Raw genomic sequence first — 19,898 nt, 5'->3', positions numbered from 1 at the left:
AATTCATGGTGAAATAAGGAAGAAGGGTTGGACTTAAGTGGTTTTCAATTGGTATTACTTCTGCAAATTGTAGCGACAAAGAACCAACTGTGCTGACTCAGGAGTAAATGCAATGAAGATCGCAGCCATCCTGCTTTTGATCGGCTTAGGCTCGACCCCGGTCGATGTCAAAGCCGCTCCAAACGCCAACGAAAAGCCTTCGGTATTTTTTCAACTCGTGGAAAACAAGACTGACAATACGTTTCAAGCCAATCTTAAGCTTGAAAACACCTCGAAACAGCCGTACCAGGATTGGACTCTGCATTTCAATTTCGTGCGACCCATTCTCAAACTCAATGGCGGCAGGCTTCTGGAGGATGAGAATCGCAACGGAGATTTCTTTTCGGTCAAGGCCGCAGACGGATCGTCCACCCTTCAACCGGGCCAACACGTTTCCATGGAGATCCTAGGCAAATGGTTTCTAAAACATGACACCGATGCGCCTGCAGGATTCTTTATCACCTTTGTGGACGAGTCGGGGCAAAAGCAATCACGCAGTCTGAGTGTGGAATCACGCCTGGATGATGGTAAACGCACCTTGGCAGCCAGCGAGAGCGTGACGCCTCGGATCAAAAATCCTTCCCAGCCTATCATTCCGCATCCCGTTCAGTATCAAACCTTAAAAGGTTCCGGGTTCACGCTGACCAGGAATACAAAAGTTGTGATCGACAACAAAACCAAAGGCGCACAGGAAGCTGCCACTTTCCTCGGCAGCGCTTTGGGTACATCTCTGAATACAGCTGATAAAGTTTCGGCTGGAACGTCGGTCATTCGGTTTCTGCCTTGGCCTCAAAGCAAGGGTCAGCAACCCGAGCAGTATTCCATGGAAGTCACTCGCCATGAGATCAAAATTCACGCCGCGGACCCGGCGGGTTTTCACTATGCAGTGCAAACCCTGAGACAGCTTCTGCCCGCCTCATTCTATGCAAATGATCCCCCTCCATGGACCGATGTCATCATCCCCGCCGTTCGCATCACCGATTTTCCTCGCTACGCCTGGCGCGGGTTGCATCTGGATGTCGCCCGCAATTTTCATCCCGTTGCTGACGTGAAACGTATTCTGGATCTGATGGCCTTGCATAAATTGAATCGGTTTCATTGGCACCTGACGGATGACGAGGGCTGGCGGATTGCGATTCGCGCTTATCCTGAACTCACGGCTGTGGGTGCTTTTCGCGGCTATGGTCTACCTTTGGTTCCAACCCTGGGTTCTGGTCCCGAACGCCAAGGCGGTTTCTATTCGCAGGATGAGGTGAAGGATATCGTGGCTTATGCCGCCGAAAGGCAGATCACGATCATTCCAGAAATCGATATGCCGGGCCATGCACGGGCGATGCTCAAAAGTCTGCCGCAACTGGTGGACCGCACGGATCAATCGATTTACGAGAGCGTCCAGGCTTATAAGGATAATGTGCTATCGGCCTGTCTGCCCGCCACCTATGAAGTGGTGGACCGCATCCTTCAGGAAGTCGCGGCTTTGTTTCCCGGCCCCTATCTGCATGTCGGGGGCGATGAAGTTCCGGAAGGTGTTTGGAATCCGGAGCGATCGCAGCAGTGCAAGCAGACCATGGCCCGCGCAGGTTTGAAGGACAAGACCGCACTGCAGCATTTCTTTTTCACGAAAATAAAAAGTTCAGTGGAAAAATACGGCAAGAAAATGGCCGGCTGGGAAGAGATCGTATCCGGCCCGGGCTTTCCTGATCGTCAGGTGCTGGCGTTTGCCTGGAAATCCGTCAAGGAAGGTGAGCGACTGGCTCGCGAAGGTTATCCGGTTATTCTGAATCCTGCCGATCACTTTTATTTTGATCTCGCCTATAGCGAGGATCCCAGAGAACCAGGCTATTACTGGGCCGGAACCATCGACACCCAAAAGGTTTATACCTTTTCTGATCCCACCCCTCACCTGCCGGCATCGCAGCAAAAAAATGTGCAAGGTCTGCAGGGCAACCTCTGGTCGGAGACCATTCGAACCCGACAGGACCTGGATTATCGAACCTTTCCACGCGTTGTGGCTCTCGCGGAAATCGCCTGGACACCTGTGAAAAAGCAGAACTGGCAGGATTTTTCCGCGCGCATGAGCAAATTCCACCTGCCGCGGCTTGATGCTTATGGAGTTCAATATCGGGTGGCACCTGGCTTAAGCAAGCTGTCGAGTCAGCCATGAAGAAAATCATAGGGCTTTCCACCCTGATTGCTCTCAGTCTGGATACGGCGGCCGCTGTGGCCCAGGAAGCGTCGGTGACCACCGGTTATTTTTACCGGCGCCGTACGGATGAAAACCTTAAGGAACCGCGTTGGCCTTCTCAGGAAATGAAATCGAACGTGATCAACTCCGTGTTCGATATGTCCTCAGGCTATCTGGGAGGCTGGCTCAAGGCTGACATTGGCTGGCTGGGAGCTCTGAACTTTGAAAAGGACTATCGATGTTCGGAAGTGGCTTTTTGTTCGAAAAAAAATGACATCAGCGATGGCCGGACCAACATCTGGGCCCACAATGATCTGGATGGGATTGCTTTATATCGAGCCACCTTGGGTGTTCAATCGCAGCTTGCCGAGGTCAAATGGAAACTCCGCGCGGGATATGACCAGCTCAATGCGGGTGTCCTGGGTAACAACTGGGGCTTTCTGTTTCCAGGGTCCTATCGCGGCGCGCAGCTCGATGGAGAATGGGGCGGACTCACCTTCAATTATGCCTGGGCGGATACCTATCGCGCGCCATGGGCCACAGAATATGGGCATTTTCTCGATCCCAGTAGCAAGGTGATCAAGGAAATTCAGACCGCGGGTGTCCGCTACCGTGCTGAAAACGGCTTCTATGGGGAAGCCGCAGCCGGACTGGCGACAGGTTGGCAAAAGCGGCATTTCGTCAAGGGCGGCTGGCAGGGCAAAGCCGGTGCCTACGATCTGCATGCCAACTATCAGCACTATCGCTTTTCCGCGTTCGGCAAGGATTTTATCGGCCGCGAGAATACCATGGGCGAGCAGAACGTGGTCAGCATGCAGCTCACGCATGCCCAGGGCTGGAATTTGTCTCTTGAATACGTCGGCACCCAGGTCGATTTCTGGTGCACCGTGCCTGAATTCGTTCCGCGCATGAGCGCCGGATATGGCAATAGCCAGGGGCGACTCGACTATTGGTGGAACGCGGTCTCTGATTTTAACAAGGACGGTGAGCGGGCTCTCAATCTGGGCCTGCGCCCACCAGCATGGAACCTGGGAAGCCTGGCCGTCAGCTCGGGTGTGAATCTGATTTCCGCTCAACATATCTCAGGATTTGATGCGCAACACGCTCGAACCGATCGCGAAGGGTTTGAGCGGGGCTATAACTTCGACCTTGGATTTTCCTATGCTGAAGGCGTTCTAAAACCCCTCTCGGCATCCTTTCACTACACCCATTTGAAGGCAGGAGGTACCCAGCTCGACGATCAGGATCCTGGATCGCTTTACGCCCGGTATGGGCTCTACAGTACGAATGATCTTAAGATCATGCTTATTTATCGTTCCGTAATTTCAGGTTAAAAAAATTTAAGGGGATGCACATGAAAAATCTAAAATCGATGGCTTTTGTCCTGGGTTTGATGCCGTTGGGAGCGACCGGTGCCACGACCGAGGTGGACCGGCAACCCAATGTCGTCGCAGCCTATTACACCGAATGGTCCGTGTACGCGCGGCAATTCGGGGTTGAAAAAATTCCGTTCTCGAAAATCACGCATCTGCTTTACGCGTTTCTGCCCATCTGTGGCCCCAACGAAAGCCTTAAGACCATGAATCCCAATGGCCATGCCCTCCTGCTGCACGAATGTCAGGGCCGACAGGATTTCGAAGTGACCATTCACGATACCTGGGCTGCACTGGGTGCCACGCACAATAATTATGGCAAGCTGCAGCAATACAAGCAGCAGTATCCCCATCTCAAGGTTCTTATTTCCATTGGCGGCTGGAGCCTTTCCGATCCCTTCCATTATCTCGTGAAAACCCCGGCATCTCGGGCCGTCTTTATTCAGTCCGTAGTGCGATTTTTGGAACAGAACCCGGTGTTTGACGGAGCTGATCTGGATTGGGAATATCCAGGCGGTGATGGTCCGAATCCCGCCTTGGGTGCCTCTGATGATGGCGAAAATTTCGTGGCTCTGGTGCAGGAATTGCGGGTTGCTTTGGACAAGGCAGGGAATGGAAAAAAATATCTGCTGACCGCGGCTGTGGGCTCAGCGCCGGCGAAAATCTCCAAAGTTCCCTATTCGAAGCTCTTCACCAATCCATCCCGGCCTGGCCTCGATCTGGTCTTTGCCATGACTTATGATTACTACGGCGCCTGGGATGGCATTCGGGGTCACACGGCCGGACTTTTTAACACCGATAAAGCCGTTCAGCCCGGATTCAACGGCCATGATTCGATACAAAATCTGATCAAAGCTGGTGTCCCACCCCAGAATCTTGTGCTCGGTGTGTCCATGTATGGTCGCGCCTGGCAGAATATTGAGGCCACCGCAGGAACCGGACTCAGCCAATCCAAAACCGATAATAAGGCCAGCGCCTGGGCTTTGGAAAACGGCATGTGGGAACCCGGTGTCATGGATTATAAATATATCCAAACCCGCTATCGTCATGATCCACAGTTCACCTTCGTTTTTGATGCTCAGGCCAAGGCCCCGTTCCTGTGGTCGGCGTCCCAACGCAAGCTGATCAGCTACGATAATAGCTGTTCCACGTCTTACAAGGCCGCCTATGCCAAGGATCAGAATTTGGCCGGGGTCTTTGCCTGGGAAATAGATTCCGATAATGGAGATATACTGGACGCCATGCGCGGACAGGCTCCTGTCGAACCCTGCCCTTGAGTTAATCACCTGGGACCCTTCCCGCTTGATGGTTATGGACAATTTGACCTTTTGGCCTGACACTTGCTTAGTCAGGCTGGGAGGTTTTTATTCGTGTCTCAGAAAATTGCCATAATCGGGGATGTCCATGGTTGCATTGATGAGCTCCGTGAGCTTTTGACCCTTTTGGAACACGAACAACTCGATGCAACCTGGCATCTGGGCGATTTGGTGGATCGTGGTCCGGATAGCGGCGCCGTGGTCGCTTTGCTGCGGCAGCATGGTATTACCGGCGTGATGGGCAATCATGAGGCCCGCCTGCTCGACCTTCAGAAGCGGACCTCATCCTCGGATATCAGCGACGAGAAAAGGCGCAGCATAGCTTCCCTCTCCCAGGACCCTGAGAACTGGAATTATCTGAGACAACTGCCACGCATTCATATCATCGATGGTATCATCAAGCGGCCGATTGCTCTGGTCCATGGGGGTCTGTGGCCTGGGCTTCCACTCTGGAAGCAACCGTTTTCCGTGATGATGGCGCAACTGATCGATCCCGTGAAACCGGGTTCCGTGGCCTGGCTCACGGATGAAAAGGCCAAAGCCCAAGGACTGGTCCCCTGGTGGGATCTATGGGATGGCGACGAGCTCGTGGTTTTCGGCCATACTGTTTTTCGTCAGCCTCAGGTTTTTGGCAATACGATTGGAATCGACACGGGTTGTGTCTTTGGTGGGGCGCTGTCAGCCCTGATCCTTCCCGATTTCCGCATCGTTCAGGTTCAAGCCCGAAGAGTCTACGCGCATCGGGACAATCTCTTTCGAGATGACTAACCTCGCAATGTCAACGTTCCTAACACCCCCCTGAATTCATCAGCGACAGCCTCACAAGCACTAGTTGAAACGAACTAAAAATCTTCAGCTCGGGGACCAGCTTGCCAAAGCGCTGGTCTTTCAAGTGGTTTAAGACCGTTCTGCATAGATCAAAAGTCAGCTCAGACTTCGCGTGACAGACCTTTTTCCAGGAAATCCTGGACCCAGACCGTTTGGAATCTGTGGCTAATATATTGCTTAGGGCGAATCATAGGACCGCGCAAGCGGGTACACACAGATTCGTTTGAGTTTATTTTTGGAGGTTACTGTGAAAGCTGGTCTCTATCTCCTGCTGTCTTCCTGGTGGTTGATGAGTTGTTCGAAACATCAAAACAGTGCATTGGACGACACAGGACAGAATCGTCTGGTCCTGTCGATCTTTCAGGACGCTGTTCAAGACGAACTTACGCTGAAAAAATGGCCTTTGGAAGGTGATCAGGTTCAACAGACGATCGTGGCTGCCGAAGGTCGCGGTCAAGTCTGGGATATTAAAACCCAAGGCGGCGACGTCGGTGTTGCCCACGCCCAATTCAAAGCCGGTTCCCGCTCGCTGGTCGATTATGCTCAGGGTACATTGAAATTCGATCTCCAGGTGCTCAAGGCCGATGCCGGCCCGCAGGCCCTTGTGGTCAAGTTAAGCGGTGTGTATCCGCAAAGAGCCGAATATCAGATCCCTTTCTCGCTGAATTCTGCAGAAGCTTCGAGTCCGGAATGCGAAAGCCGCAAAGCCGTCATCGAAAATGCGAAACGTTCGGGAGAACTGGAGACTCTGAAAAAGTCTTCTGATCCTTTCATGGCGAAGTGTATTGAGGCCCTGTCTTCGGGCTGGCGCGAATACGCCATTGCCCTGAGTGAACTGCAGCAGCTGTCTGGTTTTAGCATGAATTCCGTTGTGGATCCTTTCGTGCTGGAAATCAAGGGCAGCGCTCATGTGCAGCTCGATAACGTTCGTATTGAAGCTGAAGGAAAAGCTGCCCCGGTGCCGCCTCAGGCCCCTCAGACTCCAGCGGCTCCATCGGCTCCTTTGCCGCCCGCACCGGCCACGGGAAGCATAGCGTCCTACAGTGATATCGGTGCCAACGTCACCGGTAAAATGGTCAACAATGTGGCTGTTACCGAAGGCGTTGTCCGCGTCCGTCGTCGTCATGAAAATGATATGGATTATGCGAAATTCAATCCCTTCTATTGGGAAGGACGCTTGACCGAATTCAAGGTCGAGGACCATACAACAGCGGGTGAAAATCGCATCAAGTTCACTTTGAAAACAGAGTGGCCTCAGGATTATACCCCGAACCGCGGCCCAGACTTCTCGGCGATTTACACAGGTGATCCCGCTGCTGGTTCAGAAACTCTGCGAAGCAAGTTTGCCATCAATCAACGCATGGCTCACATTGCCAATCAACGCCATTTCGAAGCCACCATCGGGCCCGAAGTTTTCCAGGCGTTTCCTGACCAATTGAAAAAAGGCGCTTTGATCATCTTTGAATTCCGTTTTTTCAATGACGAAAGCTTTCCACAATGGCAGAAGCAAAAGGCCTTCAATCCTCATAACCTTTCCGCTTACTATTCTGAGTTTTTCCGCATCCGGGTTGGTGAAGCGGGACTCTATATTGAGAACTTGAATGACTCCAAGGCTCTGCCTTCGGCTCAAAGATACAGCGGCGGTTGGACAACCATCCCGACGGTTCGCGTGGAACCCTGGAAGGCTCTTCAGCAGCAAGCCTTTAACCTGACCTTCGCTAATTACCAGAAGTTCCTGACCGGCCGGACCTGGTTTCACACCGATATGGTCAGCGGCCAGCACGTTGGGGATGCGTCCGACGACAAGCCTTCGACTTTCTTTGACGAGATGCGTCTTCAGAGAAGTGGCTACGCGGCGAGTGCTTTCAATATTCGATCCTGTAATGCCTGCCATATTCACAATGGCATCAGCATGCTGCCGGATGAAGCGAACTTGAATCAACCGGTCCATACCATTATTGTGAAAGCCAATAATAAAGCCACCGGCACGGCTCATGAAATGTTTGGCCAGCAGCTGCAGACCAGCGGGACCAACCCTGAAGGTACACTGAAGGTGGAACGTTTTGAAAAAACGCCAGTCAAGCTGGATGATGGTACGATCATAACGCTGCGCAAACCCATCTTTAAGGTGGAAAATCCCCTTTACGCAACGGATAACCTGGCTCTTTCACCCCGGAAACCTCAGGCTTTGATTGGCATGGGTCTTCTGGATGCTGTTCCCGAGAGCACGCTGCGCGAACTGGCCACCAAGACCCAAGGCGAGGCTCGCATGGTCAATGGTCGGATCGGTCGCTTCGGTTGGAAAGCCAATCATCCAGCCGTGAAAGACCAGATTGTGGGCGCTTTGAATAATGATATGGGTGTCACCAGTCGCAGCGCTGTGAAATTGGATTGTATGAATTGCCAGGGTGGAAAAGCGGGATTGCCGGATCAGGTGGTTGATGAAATCGAATCCTATGTCGCACTCCTGGGTGTGCCGCCCCGCAATAACCCAACGGATGCCACCGTTCAGCGTGGTGAAAAGATTTTTGAACAACTGAGTTGCAACAGCTGTCACGTGAAGACCTTACGCACGGGTCCTTCCAAGTTTCCTGAGCTGGCAGGACAGACCATTCAGCCCTTTACCGATCTTCTGCTCCATGACATGGGCGATGGCCTGGCTGATGCGGATCAGGGTGCCTATGCCCGGAAATGGCGAACCGCACCTCTGTGGGGTCTGAAGAACGTGAAGCATTCCACCAATGCTCACCTCGCTCAGTATCCATCGGGCCAGCAAACGATCGTATTCACCGACACGCAGCGAGCGGCTAACGGCAACGCCATCCAGCTCTTGCATGACGGACGCGCGCAAAGCATTCCTGAAGCCATTCTGTGGCACGGAGGCCAGGCGGCTCCCGCGGCAAACCTCTACAAGAAGTTGCCGAAGGCTGATCGTGATGCATTGGAAGCGTTCCTCTGGGATCTTTGATTACGAATGGGACCCATCTCACGGGATGGGTCCCCATCCGTTTTCTTATCGGGTCAGAGGAACTTCACAACGAGGCAGCTGGAGTGTCCGGCACATCGCCTGAACGAAGGCGCTGCTGGAAGGCTGACCCGCTTTTTGAATCGACCAGATCATCATGCCCTGCCCGCCTCGATTAACCACATATTCAGCCCGCGCTTGAGCTTCCTCAGGAGTCGAAACGTGTCCGCCCCATGCCTCGGGTGGCACTTCGACTCCCAGCATCAAGGGACCTTTATAGAGCTGACGGTAGGCATCAAAAGCCAACTGCGGATCGTAACCGGTCGGCTGGCCTGCAGGGGACGAGGGGCCACCCGCATCATACGACATGATATAAATAGCATCGAAAAGATCCCCGACCTCTTTCAAGGGATTCACATAGAGACCAAAGTTGGCTCCCACTAAATTGCCGGAAAAACGCGAGGCGGGATACGCTCCGGGACCAAAGGCCCCTGTGCTCCACGCCGCTGTCGTGATCAGATAAGGCCGTGGCAGAGCCGTGCGAAATTCTCGAATAATCTGTATAAATTCCTGATCACCAGGACACGATTGACCACCGGTTCCCCATGAGCACGCGCCAGCGGACGGTTCATAATCAATGTCGGCGCCATCGGCTCCAAGATCCTGCACCAACGCCGCCACGCTCTTTGGATTGGCCTGGTTCCAGTTCCCATACGTGGCACCGCCAACGGAAAGTAATACTTTCGTGCCTGGATTTTTCTTCTTAAGCCTCTGGATGGCGTCGCGAACGACAGTAAAGTCGGAAGAAAAGTCGAGACCCGTTCCCTTAAACGAATTTTGTCCAGCCTCATAGCTGGCCTCGGGTCGCGCAAAGGAAAGCAGAACCGTGGTGATGTAAGGTGGCAGAGAAGCCAGGCTATGATCCTCGCCCCGCGCAGCCCAGCCTGCACTCCATGTTTCGTAGTAAGCGACTATTTCCTTTTTACCAGGCTGAGGTTTGGGGTCAGGTTGTGGCGTGGGTTGAGGTTCCGGTTTGGGCTCAGGGGGCACAGGATCGGTCGGCGTATGGACTCCATTCAGATAGAGTTCCGGATTCCTGGGTTCGCGATCAGCATTGAAATCCAATTGTAAACTGTCGCCATCTTTCAACGCGACATGAATCCAGTTCGCCGCCGGATCCTTTTTGTAATGAAAACCGTTCCCCGTGCTTTCCCAACTGATCCAGCTGAAACCAGGAGGATTCTGCCCCCAAGGTTGACTCCTGGCCTCGGCCGCCGTGAATTGAACGCGTGCTTCTGAAAAATCCAAAACATAACCGCAGCGGTTGGTTATTCTAAGTCCTGCAATCTGCGACGCCTGGGAAAATTTGCTTTCAAACTTCACGCAGCTTATGCGTGACAGTTCGGCTGGAGATGAGGCCTGAGCCGGGCTCCAGGCGACACAAGGGATGACGTGCAGAGCGCACATCAGCGTGATGGATCGAGGATTGAATTGCATGATTTCGCCTTTTCTCATGGATTCGACGCAAGGTCTCCACGATTGCGATCCGCTGGCCAGCCGAAACACAATTTCATTTTGAGCCTTGATTTGCCGATGTTTCTGATTGAGATAAATGGTTCCCGATGATGGGAACGGGCTGGTAATTTGTTTAGCATCCGAATTATATTTCGACAAGTTTTTATCACGATTATTTTTTTGTTTTGAATCGCAGACAGCCTTCACTCATCAGAAAAATTACATAGGGATGGCCCTGATCCCGAGCTTAAAAACTCGCCAATTGACAAAACTGTCGCTCAGCGTCTACTGAAAGGAGCAATAATATGACTCAGCAAGCGAGGCACTTATGCACAAGTTGCTCCTGGTGTTTATTGTATTGATGAGCACCATACTTCACGCCGACCCCCAGGACTTTGAGGTTTACGGACCAAGGCTGACTCCGAATTATGCCATGGATCGGAGCGCCTTTTTTCCCGCGGATCGTCTGCGTCTGCAGGACATCCGATCCCAGCTGCCGCGTCTGCAGTCCTACGAAGCGTTTTTGGACTACCTCGCCGAACGTCGTCCGAGTCTGTTTGAAAGTTCTGTCCTGATCCACGATACGGGCAGTCTGCAGTATGCGGATCGCAAACGACCGCGGGTCATCCTTTTTGGTGATGGGCTCATGCTGGCGTTTGCCGAGGATCCGCGCCATGACGAACGAACTGTAGAAATTATAGCCTTCAATGAAACCACATCGGAGTTCCAATTTGCTGAGCTGCAATTTGCCAAAGGGTCTTCACAATTTCACGACCAACCCAAACAATGTGCCAGCTGCCACGGATCCGCGCCCAAGCCTCTCTGGGATCCCTATGATTTCTGGCCCAATATCTATGGCAGTTCCATTGCACGGTTTGGAACGGTTGCCGAAAAAAATGCCTATGAAAAGGTTCGGCTTCAGCCTTCCAAACAAGGCATCTATGATCGCTTGAATTGGTCGGTCCCACCTGGGACGAACAATCGAGGCCTGCTGGGAATCGAAGCGTTTACCCAGTATGTGACCCAGCTGCAGATTTTTGCCTCTCTGCCACGCTGGAAAAAGCAAGCAGGGTCCTTTCGTCAGTCCGTTCCGGCTCTCCTCGCTGTGTTGAATCACTGCGCCGTCGATCCCAATGATGGGGCGGCGGCACAGAAGCTCGCAGCTTTTTTTCCTGATCCTTGGAAGAACTCCATACTCCTAAATTTTGCGGAACGCCACCAGCGCGTGAAGCAGGACCGCCAGCGTTTGAAAACGTATCAGACGTCCCGATATAAACAGCACTTTGCCAACAGCCCGACGCTTTTTGCCGTCAACCATGATCGATTGGGTGCAGAGACTCAAACCGTGGCTCAGTTCCATATGGTCCTTGAACTGGCCGGAATCGACACTCGGGATTTTGCCTTGAGCCAGGGGCCCAATGCTTTTCTCCTGAGCGTACCCAGTAACCTGGATGCGGATCTGGCCACCAACCTGGCCCTGGTCGCTCCCGATATCTTTCAGCGTCTGGCCCCGAGATTGGTACCAGCCAATCCCTATGACTACACCTGGGCACGCTTTGACTGTCAGAGTTTAAAAGAAGAAAGCCTGATGGAACTGCAGAGTCTGCAGCCTGCGTCGCTCAAGGCCGAGATGCGCCCAGCACCCACAGTTTTTGGTGAATGCATCAGCTGCCATAGTGTCAATCCAGGTCAGACGGGTGCCCCACCCATACCTTTTGATCGGACAGGCGATCTGCGTACCTGGCTGCAGCAGGGGCCGACACCTGGCCTGCATAAAATTTTGGAACGGATTCAAAAATCAGGTCCCGGGCAGATGCCGCCCTACCGGAAATTAAGCCGGGAGGAGCAGGAGGAGCTGCGCCTGAATCTGGAGCGGATTGGAATGTAAGCGAAGAGCAACGCGAGAAAGAAAGGCACGCGGGGCTTGAGCTAAAGCTTATGGCCCCACTTATCCAGATACTTGCGGACGAGCCGGACGCCCCAGTAATAGTTGATCAAAAGGAGCAGGAGCGCGAGCGTAGCAAGCACGGGATGAGTCTCGTCTGCACCGACCACCAAATAAGCCAGCACCGAGAAAAAGCAATAGCGGATCACGATAAAGGATAGGACAAAGATGGAATCGTTCACAAAGAAAAAACGTTCCGAGCCGAATTTTAGGCGCTTGGCCAGAAGACCCAAATAAAGGCAGGGGAAGATTTCACCAGCGCCCGCGGCACCCAACATCTCCCAGCCGTTGCGTTGCGTGTAAAGCACCCAACCCAAACCAGCCGAACACACCAAATGCTGCATGAACAAATCGATCTTCCAGAACTTTTCAAAAACGGCCCAAATCGTATCGACAATGAACCAGCCCAAGGAGAAAGACAGGATCAAGTTCTGCATCTCATTGTTGGTGGACCCAACATTGAAATCGAGCAGAAGAATAGGCACACCCGCTACAATCATGATGGTCGTATAAACGAGGGTTGCTGCCAGAGCGATCGTGGAACGGTTCTTCCCGCGCGCGATCCAACGGCCTTGCTGCACGCGAGTCGCTTCCAGGCGTGTGCCCAGGGCATAGATAATCAGCCATGATATGAGTGAGGCCAAGAACATCAAGTCACCTGACAAGCGTGGACGGCGCGTATTCCAACAGCTTCTAGTTTATCATGACTGGGGAAAAATATGGCCAAAGTGGGTCCGGAACCGGGTGAAACACGTTTCAGGGGCATCTGATATTGCTTTGCGCGAGCAGGTGGAAGGGATTGGTTGAATGACAAATTAAGAGGAAACCGTGAGGCTCGAACAGCACTTCCAGGACCGCAAGTGCTGATCTATAAGAATTGGAATGATCGTTGCAGCGCCGATGGGGGATGTCCACGCATCGATCCCTATGTCCCATGGTGAACTCCATACCTCCGTTGAAGAGGGAATTATGATACTTTATACCCATCCCGTGTCCCATGCCGAAGGCTATCAAAGCGTCCCACTGACTTATGAACAAAGGCTCCGCAGTCGACTCTTCCTGCATCTTGGAGCTCGAGGCGCCGCGCATATTATTCTGCCGCGCGGGATGCGGCTCTGCAGCGGTTTGCATGTCAAAGCTGATGATGGTTCGGTGCTGCGGATTGAAAGTGCCGGCGAAGCTGTCTCCATTGTGAAAGGCACAGGCATGGACCTGGCGCGAGCCACTTACCACCTTGGCCATCGGCAAATTCCCGCTGCCATCCATGACGGCAGCGTCTCCTATCAAAAGGACCTGGTCATCGACGATCTGATGAAAGAACTGGGCTTTGACGTGACCCACGGAAATCAGCCTTTTGAACCGGAAATCGGACCCGTCGCTTCCCGCGACCATGAATTCAGGCGCACGGGCCCTTGACTACGAGACAAGGCTCAGCTTGATGCCACCCGGCGGAGCCGTTTGCAGCATTTCCAATCCAGGCATGTTGTGGTAAGCAGGACGGAATGACTTCAGTGCATTCTCATTATGACAAAGGATATTCTCCATTGAATAAATATGGATTGGCCCCTCTCCTGCTGGCATCGATCATGGGTTGTGAAATCCTCGCCGATCAATCTCAGAAGAAAACGCTCGACACCCACCGGCAGACAGTTGCTCTGGCAGCTCCCCTGCCTCCTTCCCCGCAGCGCATTGTGGCCATGGGTGACCTGCATGGTGACGTCAACGTTGCGGTAAAAGCCCTTCGTCTGGCCGGAGCTATCGATGTTGCAACGCATTGGATCGGCGGTGATATGATCCTGGTGCAGACAGGGGATAAAATCGATCGAGGCGACGACGATCGCCAGGTGATCGATCTATTCGAAAGGCTTCGATCGGAAGCGCAGGCTGTCGGCGGCGACGTCCGCACACTCAGCGGCAATCATGAAACGATGAATGTATACGGTGATTTCCGGTATGTGACGGAAGGATCGTTTCAAGATTTCACCAACCACGTTCCCATTTCGATGGAGCCTATCCCCGATCTGCCAGCGGATCAGCAGGCACGTGCGGCGGCTTTTAGACCCGGAGGACGCTATGCAAAAATTCTGGCCCAGCATCCGATCATGCTGATTGTCGGCAACAGTGCTTTTGTTCATGGTGGCATTCGCCGTGAGCACGTCGAAGCAGGGATCGATACTATGAATCGTCAGGTGGCGGCGTGGATGCTAGGTAAAATGGAGCGTCCGGATTTTGTCAAAGGGTCGGATAGTCCCCTTTGGATGCGGGACTATTCGGAAACAATTCCGAAAGAGGCAGCGTGCGCTGCTCTGCAGGACGCGCTATCGGCCATGGGTGCAAAACGGATGGTTGTGGGTCATACCATTCAGGATCAAGGCATCAATGCAGCCTGCGGAGATAAAGTCTGGCGCATTGATGTTGGACTCTCGAAGTACTATAAGAAAAATGTGATACAGGTCCTGGAGATCAAGGGCGACAGCCTACGCGTGCTGTCGGCGCCTCGCTGAATTCAGGAACAATCAGGGTGGAAGAATCGAACGACCATCCATGATTTTTCTGGTTCCCGTTTCTTTCCAGGCAAGCACCTGGTAGCTCGTCGTCGTCACCGCACCATAATATTCATGCGAACACCCAGGGGCACCGGGTCGTAACACGCCTGGTGTCTGCTCGACCATCCCATCCGCTGCCTGAAGACCTCGGCATGCGTATAATGGATTTCCCAAAGTATCGAGACCGCTGACGATAGCCTGCGCTGGTTTCAGACCAGCGGTCGCCGGCAGCCATTCGAAATAGTCATCAAACGTGCCTTGCGCAATGACCAGAACATCACTGCGGAAAATCATGGTGCGCGCGTCATCCGTATGCGAGGCATAGTCTGTGCCGTTCATGGTAGCATAACAAATGGACTTGCTGGCATCATTATAGTGAATAATCATTTTACCGGGAATGATTTCACTGCCTAAATACATCCTGCAAAGGAACAGATTGTCGAGACCATCATGCTCCGTTCCACCGACAGCCGCCGTGGTGGGAACGCGGCCGCCATCCAAAGACTGCCAGCGCAAAAAGGCGAAGCTGACAGGCGCAACTTCCTGACGTTTCACACCAGCGCTATCCTGCACCGTCACCATAAATTTAATCGCGTTGCGCATGAACTGAGTTTGTTCCATGCTCGGTGATTTCAGAATAATACTCAAATGCCAATCAGGATTGGCGTTGAGCTCGGTTCGAGTGATCGTCAGCCTGCTGCTATCGGCCAGATCGTAAGCCCACTGCGCATTCGGATACTGGCTTTTCAAATCGATCTTATTGTTGGTCTTTTGATCCCGCAGGGCACAGGTCACTGTCGATTCAGGGACCGCCGTCGTCGGGGCTTTCGATTCGATGCAAATCAAGTAGGAGCCCGAAATGTTTCCAGGAGGACTTACTTTCTCATCCACGGCTTTTTCTTCCTTGGGCATCGGCACAGGCTCCGCAGCTTCTGGCGATGCAGGAGCCGGGGTCTCGGGTGTATTGGCCGTGGCATCAGCGTCCCGGTCAAAAACCTGATTGCTCAGCAGCGGTGCCTTTTTTAAGGTGGCACTGCTGCAGGATATTCCCGTGCTGATGAAGGCGATGCAGAATACGATTCGCTGCAGCATCGCGGACTCCTCAAGAAAGAAAGATGTTTATTCTTTATCGGCGCTGATAATTTTGCACTGGAGGATTTGCTGGAACGGACGTGATTCCAGCGGCTTAAAACTGGAATTCCATGGATGCTTGGCGAGGGGGCTCAGAATTGTGACATTTCTTACCAGGCAGCAGAGTTGAAGCATGCAGGAGTTTGGCAGCAGAAGTGGAGCACCCACTTCTGGCACGACTGGAAATTTTATTCCGTCACGGTCACAGTCACGTGTTTTCCGAGATCCTCGGTCGCACCTTCTGGAAGCGTGGCACCACCCTCGAGTTTAACCTCGACCGTGCCCTGGTTGCCATTACCGACGACTTTGAAGTGCTCAAGAGCCACTCCGCTGAAGCTGGCCTGGACCTTGGGTTTATTCCCTGCCAGGACAAGGCATACGCCTGGAAAACTCACCGGAGCCGTTGCGCCTTCTTTGGCTTTGATAATGAGGTTCAACGAATTCTCATTGCCAGTGATTTTGACTGCGAACGCCTGAGTTGCTTCAATACTGGCTGCATTGTCACTGCCCGCCACTTTCCAGCCCTCAACTGTTCCCGTAAAGACATCGCGGCACTGTTGAATATCCTGTGCCTTCACCCCATCGCCGCCTTCTTCTTCTTCCATTGTCTCGTCATCATCCATCCTACTGAGCGCTGTAGCCTGACCGACTTCAACAGTCACGGTCCGGCTGGACGACGTTTCTTCATCATCCGATTGTCCACAGGCCATCAGCATGGGGACGGATACGGCAGCCCATAAACTCATGTGAAAATATTTGGGTAACACCATGAAAGACCCCTCCAGAAATTATGCGTTCAAACGGAAGGTCAGGCCAGATTGAGGCCCAGCCTGGAGAGGTTTTCGGCAGCCCATTTCAAAACTGAAATGATCAGAAAACTGAATAAAAGTATGAAATGGGAACGGGTGGATACGACATGGGTTACGCATGCATTAGACAGGCTTGTCCAGGCCTGGGATCGTCCAACCCACATTTTCATAGATCTTCCGAATGGCTTCCAAATCGGCTTCCAGGGAATCCCCGGGAATGATCTGCCCCGCCCACACTGTCCTTTTATTTTTGTTATCAAGGAACCAGCAGACGACCGGAACCTTGGCTTCTTTCGCGATATGCCAGAAACCGGTCTTGATATTTTTCACACCACGTCGCGTTCCCTCAGGAACCAGCGACAGGTGAAATTCGTCACGCTTCGCAAATTCAGCTGCCATCTGTTTGACCAATCCTGTCGATTGACTCCGGTCCACAGGGATGGCCCCCAACTTCTTCAGAAGACCGGCATAGGGCCAGCGAAAGTCCTGATCCCGCACCAGGACATGGCCTTTCTTTTTCACCACGGCAAAGCCCGAAAAGGCCATCACCGTGTCCATAATGGTCGTGTGGGGGAAGCCAATTATGACCTGTTTCTTCTGCCAGTAAGGCGGCAGGGGATCAAACGTCCAACCCCGAAGCGCAAACACACCGCGACCCACGAAACTCAAAACATCCTGATACATAGACTCTCTATCTTGTCGATACGAAGTTTGGCTCGGTCGTCACATGCGGGGCCGATGCCGTAGTCCAGCGAAAGCTTACTCGTATTCATATACGATCCAGGAAAGGGATACCAATGCGAAGCGATCAGCTCTTCGTCGCTTTGAAATTGCCAGGGTTTCGGCTATTACTTTCTAAAGCCCAGGACACATCTGTGTCCACATGACGCGATCACACGCACTGGAAATCGACTATGTCCAATATTATTGGTGAATTATTTCGCATCACGACCTTTGGTGAATCGCATGGTGGCGCTGTAGGTGTGGTGATCGACGGCTGTCCAGCCGGGCATAAGATCGATCTCGCGTACATTCAAAAGCAACTCGACCGACGCCGTCCAGGACAGAGCCATCTGGCCAGCCCACGGGGTGAATTGGATCAGGTTGAATGCCTGTCCGGTCTGGTGGATGGGATCAGTCTCGGCACACCGATCACCCTGATCGTCCGCAATGAGGATGCGAAGAAGGATCATTATAGCGATCTGCAGGATGTCTATCGTCCCTCGCATGCGGACTATACCACGGATGCCAAATATGGTGTGAAAGCACCATCAGGTGGCGGTCGTGCGAGTGCTCGGGAAACCATTGGCCGCGTGGCCGCTGCGGCTGTGGCTGAGATAGTTCTGCAGCATGTGATTCCGGGTTTTAAGGTCGTGGCCTTTGTGGATCGCGTCAAGGATATTCAAGGTCGTACGGATTTCGGCGAAACGCTGACGCGGGACACCGTGGAAGAACATCCTCTGCGTTGTCCGGATGTCGCGCAGCGTGATGCGATGGAAAAGCTCATCATTCACGCGAAGAAAACCGGTGACAGTGTCGGCGGGACTATTTTTTGTGGGATCAGTCATTGTCCCGTGGGATTGGGTGAACCCGTTTTCGATAAATTGGAAGCCGATCTGGCCAAAGGCATGATGAGCCTTCCTGCCAGCAAAGGTTTTGAAATCGGCATGGGGTTCGCGTCCACCTATCTTTATGGCTCCGAACACAACGATGCCTTCGTCAATCGTGAAGGAAAAATTCGCACCGAAAGCAACCGCTCCGGTGGCATCCAGGGCGGGATTTCCAACGGTGAGTTTATTTATATGCGCGTGGCTTTCAAACCTGTCGCCACCATTTTTAAAGAGCAACAAACCGTGGACCGTCAGGGTCAGGAATTGGTCATGAAACCGAAAGCCGGCCGTCATGATCCCTGTGTTCTGCCCCGCGCTGTGCCCATGGTCGAAGCCATGGCCCTCTTGTGCGTGATGGATCATGTGCTAAGGCAACTGCCTTTTGCGCATCTGCGTGGGCCCCATCACGTTTAATTCCAGAATGTAAAACGTCGATGCGCGCATTCCAGCACCACGTCATCACCCAGCTGTTGGGTGCTGACCAGCTGAAAGTCATGCCGCGCATTAAGATCAAGCAAGGGATTGGTCGGTGGCGCACTGGCTCCATCCCGGGCATCGAGTCGACCGATACGATGACGGCTGCCTCCCAGAATCCCGGTGCGTACGAAAACCTGCAGACCATCCAAAAGTTCATCACGTACCAGGAGTGTGAGGATCTGCGCGCCCCCTTCCACCATGATCGACTGCAGTTCATAACCCATGCGGGCTCGATGCTGATGGTCAAGCAGGCGTAAAAATTCCAGCCAGGAACACTGCGGCGGCATCAGCACCGGTTCGATAACATCCGCAAAGGCGTCCATCCAAGGCGCGTGTTTCCAGTTCGGGGCTTCCACGGCATAGAACAGGACAGGCCCGGTTTCCTTCAGTCCCTTTCGCAAATTTTGGAACACTTCCGGTTGACCGCTGGCCAATCGCCCCTTCGGATCAAAAATAATTTTATGTGGTTGCCGATGGAGAGGAGGCGCCGCATCCCGTACCGTGAGACTCGGAGCATCAGCCAGAGCCGTGCCGACACCAACCAGAATCGCATCATATTTTTGTCGTAACCAATGTGTATAGGCGCGCGCCTGCTTTCCAGAAATCCATTGGGAACGACCATGATCATCCGCCAGGTGGCCGTCCAGCGTCTGCGCCCACTTGCCTATAACCACCGGCCTTTGCAGCTGCTGATAGGCTAAAAATGGAAAAAGCCAGGCGCGGCATTCTCCCCCCAGCACATCGGTTTCCACACTGATGCCAGCCTGGGCCAGGGCTTTCAATCCTTGTCCCGCGGCCTTTGGATGGGGATCCCGGGCGCCGACCACAATACGGCTGACACCTGCCGATAAAAGTGCCTCCGCACAGGGAGGCTGCTTGCCCGTTCCCGCACAGGGTTCCAAGGTGACGTAACAGGTCGCCCCCTGCAAAAGACTCCGATCCGTCACCGCATCAAGGGCCACCCGTTCGGCATGACGATCGCCGTAAGCCAGGGTTGCGCCCTTACTCAACAATCGGCCATCCTTTACCAAAACCGCTCCCACCGAGGGATTGGGGCTGGAGCGACCAATGCCTTCCATGGATTCCAAAAGCGCCAGCTTCATCCACGTCTCATCTCCGGGCGGAGCCATTAAATCCAGGCCACACGTGGCATCCAAGG

Annotated in this window: 15 protein-coding genes; 9 read left to right on the top strand and 6 right to left on the bottom strand. The window is 53.2% G+C overall.

Features of this window, described 5'->3' with window-relative positions; translation table 11 throughout:
- The first annotated feature begins 112 nt into the window (after nt 1-112).
- The 5 genes from VE954_RS37745 (at nt 113) to VE954_RS37725 (ending at nt 8,709) form a co-directional block, all read left to right on the top strand.
- Nucleotides 113-2,203, top strand: coding sequence for a family 20 glycosylhydrolase (locus VE954_RS37745; protein WP_324962911.1), 2,091 nt, complete (start codon nt 113-115; stop codon nt 2,201-2,203).
- Nucleotides 2,200-3,558, top strand: a complete 1,359-nt coding sequence (locus VE954_RS37740; RefSeq protein WP_324962909.1) for a hypothetical protein — start codon at nt 2,200-2,202, stop codon at nt 3,556-3,558. The genes VE954_RS37745 and VE954_RS37740 overlap by 4 nt, the downstream gene beginning before the upstream one ends.
- A gap of 20 nt (nt 3,559-3,578) precedes the next feature.
- Nucleotides 3,579-4,874, top strand: coding sequence for a glycoside hydrolase family 18 protein (locus tag VE954_RS37735; protein ID WP_324962907.1), 1,296 nt, complete (start codon nt 3,579-3,581; stop codon nt 4,872-4,874).
- A gap of 93 nt (nt 4,875-4,967) precedes the next feature.
- The gene (locus VE954_RS37730) at nt 4,968-5,681 is read left to right on the top strand and encodes a metallophosphoesterase (protein WP_324962905.1); all 714 of its coding nucleotides are present in this window, start codon (nt 4,968-4,970) and stop codon (nt 5,679-5,681) included.
- A gap of 307 nt (nt 5,682-5,988) precedes the next feature.
- Nucleotides 5,989-8,709: a di-heme oxidoredictase family protein gene (locus VE954_RS37725; protein ID WP_324962903.1), complete on the top strand. Its 2,721-nt coding sequence runs from the start codon at nt 5,989-5,991 to the stop codon at nt 8,707-8,709.
- Between the two features lie 45 nt (nt 8,710-8,754).
- On the opposite strand, the gene VE954_RS37720 is transcribed toward VE954_RS37725, so the two are convergent.
- Nucleotides 8,755-10,203, bottom strand: a complete 1,449-nt coding sequence (locus tag VE954_RS37720; RefSeq protein ID WP_324962901.1) for a glycosyl hydrolase family 18 protein — start codon at nt 10,201-10,203, stop codon at nt 8,755-8,757.
- A gap of 346 nt (nt 10,204-10,549) precedes the next feature.
- On the opposite strand from VE954_RS37720, the gene VE954_RS37715 reads away from it, so the two are divergent.
- Complete coding sequence (locus VE954_RS37715; RefSeq protein WP_324962899.1) at nt 10,550-12,109, top strand: hypothetical protein; 1,560 nt, start codon at nt 10,550-10,552, stop codon at nt 12,107-12,109.
- Nucleotides 12,110-12,150: 41 nt separating this feature from the next.
- Here the strand turns inward: VE954_RS37715 and VE954_RS37710 are convergent, their stop codons facing one another.
- A complete protein-coding gene (locus VE954_RS37710) occupies nt 12,151-12,816 on the bottom strand; it encodes a hypothetical protein (RefSeq protein WP_324962898.1) in 666 nt (221 codons plus the stop codon).
- A gap of 319 nt (nt 12,817-13,135) precedes the next feature.
- Between VE954_RS37710 and VE954_RS37705 the strand changes: the two genes are divergently transcribed.
- Together VE954_RS37705 and VE954_RS37700 are read left to right on the top strand one after the other, a co-directional pair.
- Entirely contained in the window at nt 13,136-13,582 is a 447-nt protein-coding gene (locus VE954_RS37705) for a hypothetical protein (RefSeq protein ID WP_324962896.1), read from the top strand.
- A 128-nt stretch (nt 13,583-13,710) separates the two neighbouring features.
- Nucleotides 13,711-14,670: a metallophosphoesterase gene (locus VE954_RS37700; RefSeq protein ID WP_324962894.1), complete on the top strand. Its 960-nt coding sequence runs from the start codon at nt 13,711-13,713 to the stop codon at nt 14,668-14,670.
- A gap of 12 nt (nt 14,671-14,682) precedes the next feature.
- Here the strand turns inward: VE954_RS37700 and VE954_RS37695 are convergent, their stop codons facing one another.
- The 3 genes from VE954_RS37695 to VE954_RS37685 all read right to left on the bottom strand — a co-directional run bounded on the left by VE954_RS37695 (nt 14,683) and on the right by VE954_RS37685 (nt 17,336).
- On the bottom strand, nt 14,683-15,804 hold the full coding sequence (locus VE954_RS37695) for a DM9 repeat-containing protein (RefSeq protein ID WP_324962893.1): 1,122 nt from the start codon (nt 15,802-15,804) through the stop codon (nt 14,683-14,685).
- 227 nt (nt 15,805-16,031) lie between these two features.
- Nucleotides 16,032-16,613 carry a hypothetical protein gene (locus VE954_RS37690; RefSeq protein WP_324962891.1) on the bottom strand — a complete coding sequence of 194 codons (582 nt, stop codon included), beginning with the start codon at nt 16,611-16,613 and terminating at the stop codon, nt 16,032-16,034.
- A gap of 162 nt (nt 16,614-16,775) precedes the next feature.
- Entirely contained in the window at nt 16,776-17,336 is a 561-nt protein-coding gene (locus VE954_RS37685; RefSeq protein ID WP_324962889.1) for a 1-acyl-sn-glycerol-3-phosphate acyltransferase, read from the bottom strand.
- 230 nt (nt 17,337-17,566) lie between these two features.
- Between VE954_RS37685 and aroC the strand changes: the two genes are divergently transcribed.
- The gene (gene aroC, locus VE954_RS37680; RefSeq protein ID WP_324962887.1) at nt 17,567-18,676 is read left to right on the top strand and encodes a chorismate synthase; all 1,110 of its coding nucleotides are present in this window, start codon (nt 17,567-17,569) and stop codon (nt 18,674-18,676) included.
- Here aroC and ribD read toward each other — a convergent pair.
- Nucleotides 18,673-19,842 carry a bifunctional diaminohydroxyphosphoribosylaminopyrimidine deaminase/5-amino-6-(5-phosphoribosylamino)uracil reductase RibD gene (gene ribD, locus VE954_RS37675; protein WP_324962885.1) on the bottom strand — a complete coding sequence of 390 codons (1,170 nt, stop codon included), beginning with the start codon at nt 19,840-19,842 and terminating at the stop codon, nt 18,673-18,675. The genes aroC and ribD overlap by 4 nt on opposite strands.
- Nucleotides 19,843-19,898: the final 56 nt, after the last annotated feature.

The sequence above is a fragment of the Oligoflexus sp. genome (genome assembly GCF_035638955.1).
Taxonomy (GTDB): domain Bacteria; phylum Bdellovibrionota_B; class Oligoflexia; order Oligoflexales; family Oligoflexaceae; genus Oligoflexus.
The sequence above is the reverse complement of the archived record's forward strand: the minus strand, read 5'-3'. Positions and strand labels throughout refer to the sequence as shown.

Bases quoted from the DNA above. Each gene is read 5' to 3' on its own strand.
- VE954_RS37745 (WP_324962911.1), top strand. From the start codon at position 113: ATGAAGATCGCAGCCATCCTGCTTTTGATCGGCTTAGGCTCGACCCCG.
- VE954_RS37740 (WP_324962909.1), top strand. From the start codon at position 2,200: ATGAAGAAAATCATAGGGCTTTCCACCCTGATTGCTCTCAGTCTGGAT.
- VE954_RS37735 (WP_324962907.1), top strand. From the start codon at position 3,579: ATGAAAAATCTAAAATCGATGGCTTTTGTCCTGGGTTTGATGCCGTTG.
- VE954_RS37720 (WP_324962901.1), bottom strand. From the start codon at position 10,203: ATGCAATTCAATCCTCGATCCATCACGCTGATGTGCGCTCTGCACGTC.
- VE954_RS37715 (WP_324962899.1), top strand. From the start codon at position 10,550: ATGCACAAGTTGCTCCTGGTGTTTATTGTATTGATGAGCACCATACTT.
- VE954_RS37710 (WP_324962898.1), bottom strand. From the start codon at position 12,816: ATGTTCTTGGCCTCACTCATATCATGGCTGATTATCTATGCCCTGGGC.
- VE954_RS37705 (WP_324962896.1), top strand. From the start codon at position 13,136: ATGATACTTTATACCCATCCCGTGTCCCATGCCGAAGGCTATCAAAGC.
- VE954_RS37695 (WP_324962893.1), bottom strand. From the start codon at position 15,804: ATGCTGCAGCGAATCGTATTCTGCATCGCCTTCATCAGCACGGGAATA.
- VE954_RS37690 (WP_324962891.1), bottom strand. From the start codon at position 16,613: ATGGTGTTACCCAAATATTTTCACATGAGTTTATGGGCTGCCGTATCC.
- VE954_RS37685 (WP_324962889.1), bottom strand. From the start codon at position 17,336: ATGTATCAGGATGTTTTGAGTTTCGTGGGTCGCGGTGTGTTTGCGCTT.
- aroC (WP_324962887.1), top strand. From the start codon at position 17,567: ATGTCCAATATTATTGGTGAATTATTTCGCATCACGACCTTTGGTGAA.
- ribD (WP_324962885.1), bottom strand. From the start codon at position 19,842: ATGAAGCTGGCGCTTTTGGAATCCATGGAAGGCATTGGTCGCTCCAGC.